The sequence below is a fragment of the Parafrankia sp. EAN1pec genome (genome assembly GCF_000018005.1).
GTDB classification, from domain to species: domain Bacteria; phylum Actinomycetota; class Actinomycetes; order Frankiales; family Frankiaceae; genus Parafrankia; species Parafrankia soli.
In genome coordinates, this window is sequence record NC_009921.1 from 5922090 (window position 1) to 5933315 (window position 11226).

Consider the following 11226-nt stretch of genomic DNA (forward strand, 5'->3'; position numbering starts at 1 on the left):
CATGCACCTCGGGATGCTGTTGGAGATGGCCGCGGACGGCCTGGCCGACCGGGTCGCGCTCGGTCCGCGCGTCGGCGGGCTGAGCTTCGCCGAACTCGCGCACCAGGCGCGCCGGGTCGGTGCCGCGCTGCAGACCCTGCCTGGAGACCGGGTCGGGCTGATCGACCTGAACTCGCCCGCCGTCCCGCTGACCCTGTTCGGGTCGGCGATCGCGGGCAAACCGTTCGTGCCGATCAACTACCGGCTCGCCGACGAGCAGCTGCGCGCGATCGTCACCCGGACCGCGCCGGCCACCGTCGTCGTCGGGGCCGGCGTCGCCGAGCGGCTGGGCGACATCGACGGCATCCACCTGGTCACCCGGGACGAGCTGCTCGCCATCGCCGCGGACACCGAGGCCAAGGAGGCCGACGGCTGGGGCGGCGACCCCGAGGACATCGCCGTGCTGCTGTTCACCAGCGGCACCACCGGCGAGCCCAAGGCCGCTGTGCTGCGCCACCGCAACCTGACCGAGTACGTCATCTCCACGGTCGAGTTCGCCGGTTCCGCCGAGGACGAGGTCGCGATCGTCAGCGTCCCGCCATACCACATCGCCGGGGTGTCGGCGTCCTGCTCGTCGACCTACTCGGGACGTCGGGTCGTCCAGCTCGAGAGCTTCGAGCCCCGGGCCTGGGTCGACCTCGTCCGGGCGGAGTCGGTCACGCACGCGATGGTGGTGCCGACCATGCTCGGCCGCATCCTCGACGTCATCGAGGCCGACGGCCAGGGGCTGCCGTCCCTGCGGTCGATCTCCTACGGCGGCGGGCCCATGCCACTGCCGGTCATCGAGCGCGCGGTCACCGCACTCCCGCACGTGGGGTTCGTGAACGCCTACGGGCTCACCGAGACCTCGAGCACGATCGCCGTCCTCGGCCCGGACGACCACCAGGCCGCCATCAGCAGCGATGACCCGGAGGTACGGGCGCGGCTGGGGTCGGTCGGCAAGCCGCTGCCGAGCCTGGAGGTCACGATCCGCGACCCGGGCGGCCAGGAGGTCCCCACCGGCGAGCACGGTGAGATCTGGGTCCGCGGCGGGCAGGTCTCCGGCGAGTACCTGGGCATCGGGCGGATCGAGAACGACGGCTGGTTCCCGACCCGCGACGAGGGTCACCTCGACTCGGGCGGCTACCTGTACGTCCACGGCCGGCTCGACGACGTCATCGTGCGCGGCGGGGAGAACATGTCCCCGGGCGAGATCGAGGCTGTGCTCATCACCCATCCCGCCGTCGAGGAGGCCGCCGTCGTCGGCATCCCGCACCGGGACTGGGGGGAGCAGGTGGTGGCCGCGGTCGTCACCTCCGGCGAGGTCACCGAGGACGAGCTGCGCGGCCACGTGCGAGCCCAGCTCCGGTCCAGCCGCACCCCGGAGCACATCCAGTTCCGCTCGGAGCTGCCGTTCAACGAGAACGGCAAGCTGCTCCGCCGGGTGCTGCGCACCGAGCTCGAGCAGGCGTTCTCCTCCTGACCGCCGGCGGCGGCCGGTGCGCGGCGATTGGATCGCCGCGCACCGGCCGCCGCGGCGGGAACCACTGCGGCTGGCCTCGAAGTCAGGTGTGACAGCGAGGCGTCAGGCGATGAAGGCGTCGACCAGGACGCCGATGCCGTAGGTGGCGGCAGCCGCGACCAGGCCCAGCAGGAGCTGGCGGGCGCCGCTGTAGAACGCCGAGCGCTCGGTGAAGCGGCTGACCGCGGCCCCGAGGGCGAACAGCCCCAGCCCGGCGAGGACGGCCGCGATCGCGAACGAGGCGAACCCGGCCAGGTAGGGCGCCACCGGCACCAGCGCGCCGAGGGCGAACGCACCGAACGACGCACCGGCCGCGCCGAGCGGGGACGGCAGATCGTCCACATCCAGGCCGAGCTCGTTACGGGCATGCACGCGCAGCGCCGTGTCCGGGCTGTGCGCCAGCTGGCGGGCCACCGACTCGGCGGTCGGCGCGTCGACCCCCTGATCGCGGAAGAACCCGACCAGCTCGGCGTGCTCGGCCTGCGGATACAGCGCCAGCTCCCGCCGTTCGACCTCGATCTGTGCCCGCATCGCCTCGTTCTGCGAGCGGACGGAGGTGTACTCCCCGGTCGCCATCGAGAACGCCCCGGAGGCCAGGCCCGCGAGCCCGGCCAGCACGACCGCCGGCCGCCCGGCGTCCCCGCCCGCGAACCCGCTGATCAGCGCGACGTTACTGACCAGACCGTCCATCGCCCCGAACACCGCGGGACGCAGCCACCCCGCGCCCGCCGAGTGCTTCGAGGGATGTGCCTCCCCCGTCCGCGCCCTCGCCGACCGCCCGCCCGCAGGCCGCTCGTGCTCCACTCGGTCGCCGTTGCCGCCTCGTCTCACGAGGGACGAGGCTACGGCGGTCGACCGTCCTCGGGCCGGCGCCATGGGCGAGCGCCACACCCCCTCGCCGGAGCCGCTCAGGCCACGTGGACGAACGGGCGGCGCTGTGGGTCGGGCTCGGCCTCGCGGAGGATCTCCCGGGTCGTCGAGGCGACCTCGCCGACTCCGAAGAACACGAAGCGCGCCAGATTCTGCAGCGGGTTGCCCTCGGACCACTCGAAGTACACGTTCGGCCTGGTCCCGGTGAGGTCGCGCAGGTGCAGGAGCAGGGCCGCGATCGCGTTCGGGACGGAGTTGCTGGTCAGCTGCAGGATCCGGTACCCGTGCCGCTCCCGTCCGCAGACGTCGAGCCGCCCCTCGAACTCCGACGAGTCCGGGACGACCACCTCGAGGAACAGCAGGCGGGCCGCGCGCGGGACGTGCAGCACCTCGTGTGCCTTGCTGGCCTTGTCGGCGTACTCGGCGGCGTCGCCGGTGTCGAACTCGTTGGCGACCAGGTGCAGCGCCCCGCAACGGGCCGCCTCGGTGACCCACCGGGTGGCCGTCTCGTCGAGGCGCACGCCGGTGACCCGCAACTCGAAGGACCGCACGGCCCGGGAGAGGAAGGAGATCACCAGGATTGACAGGATGAAGATCGAACCGATGATGAGCCCGTCCGGCCGCTCGATGACGTTCGCGACGGTCGTGTAGACGAACACGGCGGCGATGGCGCCGAACCCGAAGGCCGCCCGCCGCCGCCCGCGGCGCGCGGCGGAGATCGTGACAGCGACCGACGCCGAGGTGATCAGGACGAGCACCCCGGTGGCGTAGGCGCCGCCCTGCTTGTCCACGCTCGCCCGGAAGATGATCGTGACCGCGAAGCCGATGGCGGTGAAGACCAGGACCAGCGGGCGCACCGCCCGGGCCCAGTGCGGTGCCATCCCGTACCTGGGGAGGTAGCGGGGCACGAGGTTGAGCAGGCCGGCCAGCGCCGAGGCGCCGGCGAACCACAGGATCGCGATCGTGCTGACGTCATACGCGGTGCCGAAGGCGTTACCCAGCTCCTGGTGCGCCAGGTACGCCAGCGCCCGCCCGTTCGCCGGGCCGCCGGGCTCCGCGAGCCGCTCGGGGATGAGGACCGTTGTCGCGAGGCTGCTGGTGAGCAGCAGCACGGCCATGATCAGCGCTGCCGTGGTGAGCAGCCGCCGCGCGCCGCGGATCCGGCCGGCGGGGTTCGCGTCGGTGTCGTCGGTGTCGGCGGTGTCGGCGGTGTCGGCGGTGTCGGCGGTGTCGTCGGGGCTATCGGGGCCGCCGCGGATCAGCGGCATCACCGCTACACCGGTCTCGAAGCCGGAGAGTCCCAGCGCGAGCTTCGGGAAGACGATCAGGGCCACGCCCACCAGCGCGAACGCGTCGGGATGCTCGGCCACCAGCAGCGCGTGCCAGTCGTCGAGCAGGGAGGGATGGGTGGCGACCTTGTACAGCGACACCACGATGACGACCACGTTCAGCGCCAGGTACACCACGACCAGGACGACGGCGATCCCCACCGCCTCGGTGAACCCGCGCAGGAACACGGCCGCGAGCAGGGCCAGGAGCACCAGCGTGACGGCGACCTCATGGCCGGCGAGCAGGTCCGGCGCGTACGGGTTCTCCAGGATGTGCGCGGTGGCGTCCGCGGCCGAGAGGGTGATCGTGATCAGGAAGTCGGTGCAGGCGAAGCCGAGGAGCACCAGGACCAGCAGCTTGCCCTTCCACCAGGAGAGCTGCTTCTCCAGGATCGCGATCGAGCCCTCACCACGCGGGCTCTCGCCGGCGACCCGCCGGTAGACCGGCAGCGCCCCGAACAGGGTCACGGCGACGAGCACCGCTGTGGCGATCGGGCTCACCGCGCCGGCCGCGAGGATGGCGATGCCCGGCTGGTAGCCCAGCGTGGAGAAGTAGTCGACGCCGGTCAGGCACATGACCCGCCACCAGTGGTGGCGGGGATGGTGCGGTTCGGGCTGCGCGTGCGGACCGGGATGGCGGCGGGCCTGCTCCGTCCCGGCGAGCAGCCAGCCGCGCAGACCCTCCCGCCACGGCGTCACCCCGCTGCCCTGGTGGGCCGGGGCCGGGTCAGCGCGGGGGGTGCAGGTCGGTGCGCAGCTCGTGCGAACCGTCGGGACGGGCCTGCTCGTAGTAAAGCCGGTGGCCGCCATCGGGCAGCGGCACCACGCTGACATACCGCAGCGCGCCGCCGTGCGGTGAGACCGCGATCGGAGTGTCGCCGACCGCCGCGAACCCGTCGAACCCACCGACGGCGATGCCGGTGCGCTCCGACCAGTTCTCCGCCGCGCTGGCCCGGCCGTCGTAGTAGGCGACGGCGTCCAGCCGGGCGCCCGCGCCGTCGAGACCGCCCCCGTCGCCGTTGCCGACGTCACCGGCGTCGCCGAGCAGGACGGCCGAGATCCGGACCCCGCGGGCGTCCCACTCACCGGGCCGGGGCGCGAGCGCCATGCCCTGCCACGTCCAGGTCAGCCCGTCCGGGCTGGTCGCGTGCCGGCTGTCCATGCGGTCGGTGGCCGCCGGGTCGTCCAGCGGATGGCAGGAGGCCCACAGATGCCACAGGCCGTCATGCCAGACGACGACCGGGTCCTTGACCGCGGTCAACCGGTCGCCGGGGAGCACGGTGCGCCGGGTGGCGGGGTCGAAGGCGTCCGGCGCGTCCGCCTCGAGCACGTCGACCCACCAGTGCGGGCTGTCCGGCGTCGCGCAGCTCACGTAGAGCCGCCAGCTCCCCCACGGGGTGGGCACCAGGGCCGGCCGCTCCAGCGACTCCGCGGGGAAGGCGTCCCGGTGAATCGTGTGGATCGGGGTGAACCGCTCGCCGTCGTCGGAACGGGCGATCACCACCGCGTACCCGCGGCCGTGCCCGACCGGGCGGCGCAGCCGGTAGGCGAGGTAGAACATGCCGTCGACGAGCACGGCGCTCGGCGCCCCGGCCCAGAAGCCCGGGCCCTCGCCCGGGGGCGGCACCACCGTCACCGCGTTGTCCGGCGTGGGCAGGGGCACGTTCACGGCTGTCCGCTCGACCTCGTACGTCACCACGGGCGGAATCCTACTTAGCTGATGAACAAACCCGGCAGCCGACACGGTCGGTCACTCGCCGCAGTTGATCCGTTCTGACCAGGGCCTCGACCGTAGCGTCGGGCAGACCGCCGGCCCGTAGCGGAACGCCCGCGGAGGCGGCCGGCGCGATGCTTTTCACTTTTTTCAATCGGGAATGTCACTTAGTCTGTTCCGATCCCACATCAGCCGCGCCGGCCCCTGGAGCAGTCGTCGATGTCCCTGCCCGACTTCCTCGTGATCGGGGTTCCCAAGGCCGGCACCACGGCGTTGCACGCCGCGCTCAGCCGCCACCCCGAGCTGTTCCTCTCCCAGGTCAAGGAACCGAAGTTCTTCCTCTCGGAGGGGCCGCCGCCCGCGCGCGGCGGCCCCGGGGACGCGCAGACCTACCAGGAGCACGTCTGGCGCCGGGCGGACTACGAGGCACTGTTCGACCCCGCGCCCGACGGCGCCCTCCGCGGCGAGGCGACGCCGTTCTACCTGTACGACCTCGACGCGCAGAACCGCATCCGCCGACTGATCCCGAAGGCCCGGCTCGTCGTCCTGCTGCGCAACCCGGTCGACCGGGCCCACTCGAACTGGACGCATCTGTGGGCCGCCGGACTGGAGTCCGAACGTGACTTCGTGCGGGCATGCGCCCTGGAGGAGCACCGCCGCGACGCCGGCTGGGCGCACTTCTGGCACTACGTCAGTCAGGGGCTCTACGGCCGGCAGCTCGAGCACCTGTTCGGCCTGTTTGCCCGGGAGCAGGTGCTGGTGCTGCGCTACCGCGACCTGCGGGACTCGCCGGTGCCGACGCTCGACCGGGTGTGCGAGTTCCTGGGCGTGCAGACCGGGCTGCTCGACGCCGTCCCGTCCCAGAACGTGACGCCGTTCGTCGCCGACACGGCGGCGAACGCGGTGCTGCGCGCCGTCCTTCGCACCGGCGGGCGGATCGGGCACCATTTCCCGGCCCCGGTGCGCGCCGTGCCACGCGGGCCGCTGCTGACGGCCCTGCAGCGGCAGCGGGGCGGAAGGCCGACGATGACACCGGCACAGCGCGCTGCCGTCCTGCCCTACTTCACCGCGGACATCGCGCTGCTCGAGCAGGTCACCGGCCAGTCCTACGCCGACTGGCTCACCGTGGGCCTCGAGCCGGACGTCATCGACTGATCCGGACAGGCCGAGACCGGTGACGGCGGCGCGGCCGGTGGCGGGGGCGATGAGTTCGGGGTGACCGATCGGTCTGTGTCGGTGGGTGGGCCACGTCGGTGGGTGGGCCACGGTGCGCGCACCCACGGACGGGAGGCCGATCATGCCCGATGACGGATCGCCGCCGCCAGGCGCCGCTGCCACGGTTGTGCTGCCCTTTCCTCCCGGGCTCCGGCGGGAGGCCGTTCCCGAGCTGTGCGCGCGGCTCGACGAGCTCCTGCGCGCCGGCGCGGAAGCCGCCGTCATCCTCGACACGACCCCGGTGGGCCGGCCGGACGCCGTCGTCGTCGAGGCGATCGCCAGGCTCGTGCTCGTCGCGCGAAGGCACCACCGGCTCGTCCAGGTGCACGCACCACCACGGGTCTGGGAGCTGCTGGCTCTCACCGGCCTCGCCCCGCTCGTCGGACGCCTCACTCCCGCCGCCGCGCCGGCCTCGACGCAGCAGGCACAGGACGTGCCCGGCCGGCGTTGACCGGGCAGCACTAGCCAGGCAACCGGGCCGGCAGGCCGAACAGCGGGAAGAGGCGTTCGACGTCCAGGAACGTGTTGATGCCGGCGACCCGCCCGGCCGAGATCTCCAGGACGACCAGGCCCCACGGGTCGTGCCCGGAACCCGTGGCGCTGGGCCGGTACTGCCCGAAGGCCGGGTGGCCGTTGGCCACGGTTGGCAGCAGCCGCGAGCCCCGGCAGCCCTGGCCCGTACCGAGCATCCATGCCCGGACGTCGGCGTGGCCCCGCAGCCACAGGCCCAGCGGCGGCATCGACATCGTGACGTCCTCGTGCAGCAGCGCCGCGAGGGACTCGAGGTCGTACCGCTCGAACGCGTCGACATAGCGGGCGAGCAGCTCCCGCTGCTCGGCGTCGGCGGGGCGCAGCGGGTCGGCGTCGGAGATCTCCGTCGCGGCGATCGTGGCGCGCGCCCGCTGCAGGGCGCTGTTGACCGAGGCGACGGAGGTCTCCAGCAGGTCGGCGACCTCGGCGGCCGGCCAGCCGAACACCTCGCGCAGGATGAGCACCGCCCGCTGGCGGGCCGGCAGGTGCTGCAGCGCGACGACGAACGCGAGCCTGATCGTCTCGCGACGGGCGGCGAGATCGGCGGGGTCGGCCGCGTCGGCGGCGCTGGAGTAGACCTGGCCGTCCGGCGCGGGCACGATCCAGGCCGTCTCCGGCAGCGGCGCGGGCAGCGGGGAGTCGGCCGCCGACGGGCCGGCGAGGTCCATCGGCCGTGCCCGCCGCTGACTGGCGCCGAGCATCGACAGGCACACGTTCGTCGCGATGCGGTACAGCCACGACCGCAGCGCGGCCCGGCCTTCGAACCGGTCGATTCCGCGCCAGGCGCGGATCATCGTGTCCTGCACGGCGTCCTCCGCCTCGAACGGCGAGCCGAGCATTCGGTAGCAATAGCCGGTCAGCTCGCGGCGGTACGGCTCGAGAAGATTCTCGACACCCGCCTCCGCCCCGGCCAGAGCAGCCCCGCCGGTTCTGCCGCCGGGAGGAACGTCACCCATCAGAGGTCACCTCGATTCGCCCTCCTGATTCACCGCCCGATCGGCCGCCGCGGGTCACCGACGCCCAGAACCAAGGCTAGCCAGCACCTCCGACAAAACCGCCGCAGCCATGACGCGCACCCGACAGTGCGCGGGTCTTTCCCTGCGCCACAGCAGAATTAAGATCATCAGACATGAGCACGGTGGGAACGCCGTCCGCAGCACCTGCCGCCGGTAACCCGGCTCCCGTGTCCGGCTCGGCGACTGCTGTCTCCACGGTTTCGGGCGCCGCGGCCTCCGTCGCCGCGGCGGCGGGGACGATCCGGCGACGGAGCCGGACTCCACCCGGATTCCTGCGCCTGCTGTCCGCCGGGCTCGTAGGTGTCCTGATGGTGACGTTGTCCGTCTGCCTGCTGTCCACCCTCTCCCGCCAGCACGCCGTGGACGCCCTCGCCCGCGACTCCGGTGCGTCGTTCGTGGCGGCGCAACAGCTGCACGCCGAGCTCTCGGTGGCCGACGCGACCGTGGCCCGCGCGTTTCTGGCCGGCGGCGTGGAGCCGCCGGCCCAGCGGACGGCCTACCAGGAGAGCATCGCCTCGGCGAGCGGGCGCATCGTCGACCTGGCGCTCGCCGGCGGGCCGCGCGAGCCGCTGAGCGTCCTGGCGGCCCAGCTGCCGGTGTACACCGGCCTGATCGAACGGGCGCGCGCGAACAACCGGATCGGGAATGTCGTCGGCGGCGCGTACCTTCGTCAGGCCTCCGAACTCATGCAGACCAGGATCCTCCCAGCGGTCGACCGGCTGGCCGCCGAGGACGCGCTGGACATCGATCGCGGGTACGCCCAGGCGACGCGCTGGTACCAGCCGGTCCTCGTCGGCGTGGCCGGCGCGGCGGCGCTGGCGGCCCTGGTCGCCCTGCAGATCCGCCTGTTCCGGCGGACGCACCGGATGTTCAATCTGCGCCTGGTCGCCGCGACGGTACTGGTCGTGATCGCGACGGGTCTCACCCTGCTGGCTTTCGGTGTCTCCCGGGCCCGCCTGGTCGACAGCAGGAACGACGCCTTCCGGCCGATGACGGTCGTCGCCCAGGTGCGGGTGCTGGCGCTACGGGCCTGGGGCGACGAGAGCCTCTCCCTGATCGCCCGCGGCAACGGCGACGACCTCGACGCCGACGCGCGCCGGGTGACCGAGCGCCTCGGCTACGACCCGGCGGGCCGACCCGCCGGCGCGGGAGGGCTCGCCACCGCCGCGGCGCTGGACGGCCCGGACGCGCCGGGACGGGACGTGCTCGTACCCGACTGGGAGCGCTACCAGGACACCGCCGTCCGGGTCCGGGACCTGGTCCGCGACGTCGGCGGCTTCCAGGAGGCCGTACGGGTGGCCCTCGACGAGGGAACCTCGACGTTCACCCGCTTCGACGGCGACGCCGAGACGGCGTTCACCGCGAGCCGCGAGCGTTTCGCCGCCGGGCTGAGCTCCGCCGCGGGCACCTACGACGGTGTCGCCGCCGGTACCGGCACGGCGCTCGGGCTGGCGATGCTCCTCACGCTGGCCGGGGTGCAGTCGAGGATCAATGACTACCGTTGACGGCACCTCGGCAACACCGGTGACCGCCCGCCGCGTGAGCCTGAACCACCCGGATCTGACCCGCTTCGTCAACGGCGTCCTCGCCCAGGCGATCGCCGACGGAAGCTGGAACCGCCTCGCCCAGACCTGGCTCCCCGGCCTCTCCCCCACCCCACCTACCGCGACTGACCCCGCCCACCTGCCCCGTTCTGGCCCGGGCCGGGTCTCGCAAACCTGACACCCAGAAAAGGCCACCCCGACACGACCGTGGCGGGCCAGTGAGTCCATGGACTCTCCCGAGCGCCACGCGCCTTTCGGGCCCGGCTACCCCGGCGGGGAGGGGACGGGGATGGCTGGCGGGGGGTGGATGAGGTAGGCGGGAGTGGCTGGGGTTGTGGGGTTTCGGGGGTGGGTGGGGCGTTGTGTGCCGGAAATGAGATCGGGTGACGAGAACACGACAAGTCACGATCGGAGGAGTACCGACGATCTAGCATCAGCGATCATGCGGAGGGTCGGACGCGGGCCAGGCCACCGAAGCCGGCGGATCACATCGAGGATCACACTGAGAACCACGTTCAGAGCAATGATCTTCGCCGCCGTACCGCTGCTCGGCACCACCGCGGCCTGCGGCACCGTGACGAGCGCGCTGCCGGCGGCCGGCGACCCCCTTCCGGCCGCTGTCACCCGGCAGTCGCCGCTGCCGGCACGCTCCACCGCGTCCCCGGGGTGCGGTGACCGCACCGCCAGCCTGCGCCCGCCGGTCACGCTCCCCCCACCCGGCCAGCCTGACGGCCCCACCCTGCGCAAGATCGCCGACCGCGGCTACCTCACGGTGGGGGTCCGTCCCGACACGCCGCCGTTCGGGTCGCGTAATCCGGACACCGGGGAGTTCGAGGGGTTCGACGTCGACCTGGCCCTGCTGGTGGGCCGGGCGCTGTTCGGCGCGGACGGCCATGTCCGGTTCCGGGCGGTGACCGGCGCCGACCGGGTCGCTCTCGTCCGCGACGGCACCCTCGACCTGGTCGCCGCAACGCTGACCATCACCTGCGACCGGGCGGACGAGGTCGACTTCTCCGCGCCCTACTACCTGACGGCCAAAGCCGTTCTGGTGCTGGAGGACGCGCCCTACCAGGGCCTCGCGGACCTCGGCGGTCGGCGGGTGTGCGCGGCGGCCGGGACCACCTCGCTGCAGCAGGTTGTAGACGCGCCGTCGCGGCCGATCCCCATCCAGCTTGCCAGCCCGGCCGACTGCCTGGTCGCGATGCAGGCGGGAACGGTCGAGGCGATCGTGAACGACGAGGCCGTCCTGGTCGGGATGGTCGAGCAGGATCCGGAGACCCGCATCGTCGGTGTCGGCGCCTTCGACGTGGCCATGGGCATCGCCGTCGCCAAGGACGCGCCGGACCTCACCCGGTTCGTGAACGGCGTGCTGGAGCAGGCCGAACGCGACGGAACCTGGACGGTGATCCACCGACGATGGCTGGACGGGGTCCGCCAGCCGCCGCCGGCCCCCGTCTACCGGGACTGA

10 protein-coding genes are annotated in these 11226 nt (G+C 72.9%); 6 read left to right on the forward strand and 4 right to left on the reverse strand.

Features of this window, described 5'->3' with window-relative positions:
• Position 1 precedes the first annotated feature (1 nt).
• The gene (locus FRANEAN1_RS24115) at positions 2 to 1501 is read left to right on the forward strand and encodes an AMP-binding protein (RefSeq protein WP_020462414.1); all 1500 of its coding nucleotides are present in this window, start codon (positions 2 to 4) and stop codon (positions 1499 to 1501) included.
• A 102-nt stretch (positions 1502 to 1603) separates the two neighbouring features.
• Here FRANEAN1_RS24115 and FRANEAN1_RS24120 read toward each other — a convergent pair whose 3' ends face one another.
• The 3 genes from FRANEAN1_RS24120 to FRANEAN1_RS24130 all read right to left on the reverse strand — a co-directional run bounded on the left by FRANEAN1_RS24120 (position 1604) and on the right by FRANEAN1_RS24130 (position 5437).
• A complete protein-coding gene (locus tag FRANEAN1_RS24120; protein ID WP_041254716.1) occupies positions 1604 to 2344 on the reverse strand; it encodes a VIT1/CCC1 transporter family protein in 741 nt (246 codons plus the stop codon).
• A 104-nt stretch (positions 2345 to 2448) separates the two neighbouring features.
• Positions 2449 to 4437 (reverse strand): hypothetical protein, encoded by a 1989-nt coding sequence (locus tag FRANEAN1_RS24125; protein WP_020462416.1) that lies wholly within the window; start codon positions 4435 to 4437, stop codon positions 2449 to 2451.
• Positions 4438 to 4465: 28 nt separating this feature from the next.
• Positions 4466 to 5437, reverse strand: a complete 972-nt coding sequence (locus FRANEAN1_RS24130) for a hypothetical protein (protein ID WP_020462417.1) — start codon at positions 5435 to 5437, stop codon at positions 4466 to 4468.
• A gap of 234 nt (positions 5438 to 5671) precedes the next feature.
• On the opposite strand from FRANEAN1_RS24130, the gene FRANEAN1_RS24135 reads away from it, so the two are divergent.
• Together FRANEAN1_RS24135 and FRANEAN1_RS24140 are read left to right on the forward strand one after the other, a co-directional pair.
• A complete protein-coding gene (locus FRANEAN1_RS24135) occupies positions 5672 to 6607 on the forward strand; it encodes a sulfotransferase (RefSeq protein WP_020462418.1) in 936 nt (311 codons plus the stop codon).
• A 142-nt stretch (positions 6608 to 6749) separates the two neighbouring features.
• Complete coding sequence (locus FRANEAN1_RS24140; protein WP_020462419.1) at positions 6750 to 7118, forward strand: STAS domain-containing protein; 369 nt, start codon at positions 6750 to 6752, stop codon at positions 7116 to 7118.
• Between the two features lie 10 nt (positions 7119 to 7128).
• Here the strand turns inward: FRANEAN1_RS24140 and FRANEAN1_RS24145 are convergent, their stop codons facing one another.
• Positions 7129 to 8154 (reverse strand): sigma-70 family RNA polymerase sigma factor, encoded by a 1026-nt coding sequence (locus FRANEAN1_RS24145; RefSeq protein WP_020462420.1) that lies wholly within the window; start codon positions 8152 to 8154, stop codon positions 7129 to 7131.
• A 173-nt stretch (positions 8155 to 8327) separates the two neighbouring features.
• On the opposite strand from FRANEAN1_RS24145, the gene FRANEAN1_RS24150 reads away from it, so the two are divergent.
• The 3 genes from FRANEAN1_RS24150 (at position 8328) to FRANEAN1_RS24160 (ending at position 11226) form a co-directional block, all read left to right on the forward strand.
• Positions 8328 to 9719: a hypothetical protein gene (locus FRANEAN1_RS24150; RefSeq protein ID WP_020462421.1), complete on the forward strand. Its 1392-nt coding sequence runs from the start codon at positions 8328 to 8330 to the stop codon at positions 9717 to 9719.
• Entirely contained in the window at positions 9706 to 9936 is a 231-nt protein-coding gene (locus FRANEAN1_RS24155) for a hypothetical protein (protein ID WP_020462422.1), read from the forward strand. Before FRANEAN1_RS24150 ends, FRANEAN1_RS24155 begins: the two co-directional genes overlap by 14 nt.
• Before the next feature lie 345 nt (positions 9937 to 10281).
• The gene (locus FRANEAN1_RS24160; RefSeq protein ID WP_347176737.1) at positions 10282 to 11226 is read left to right on the forward strand and encodes a glutamate ABC transporter substrate-binding protein; all 945 of its coding nucleotides are present in this window, start codon (positions 10282 to 10284) and stop codon (positions 11224 to 11226) included.

Bases quoted from the DNA above. Each gene is read 5' to 3' on its own strand.
- FRANEAN1_RS24115 (WP_020462414.1), top strand. From the start codon at position 2: ATGCACCTCGGGATGCTGTTGGAGATGGCCGCGGACGGCCTGGCCGAC.
- FRANEAN1_RS24135 (WP_020462418.1), top strand. From the start codon at position 5,672: ATGTCCCTGCCCGACTTCCTCGTGATCGGGGTTCCCAAGGCCGGCACC.
- FRANEAN1_RS24140 (WP_020462419.1), top strand. From the start codon at position 6,750: ATGCCCGATGACGGATCGCCGCCGCCAGGCGCCGCTGCCACGGTTGTG.
- FRANEAN1_RS24145 (WP_020462420.1), bottom strand. From the start codon at position 8,154: ATGGGTGACGTTCCTCCCGGCGGCAGAACCGGCGGGGCTGCTCTGGCC.
- FRANEAN1_RS24150 (WP_020462421.1), top strand. From the start codon at position 8,328: ATGAGCACGGTGGGAACGCCGTCCGCAGCACCTGCCGCCGGTAACCCG.
- FRANEAN1_RS24155 (WP_020462422.1), top strand. From the start codon at position 9,706: ATGACTACCGTTGACGGCACCTCGGCAACACCGGTGACCGCCCGCCGC.
- FRANEAN1_RS24160 (WP_347176737.1), top strand. From the start codon at position 10,282: ATGATCTTCGCCGCCGTACCGCTGCTCGGCACCACCGCGGCCTGCGGC.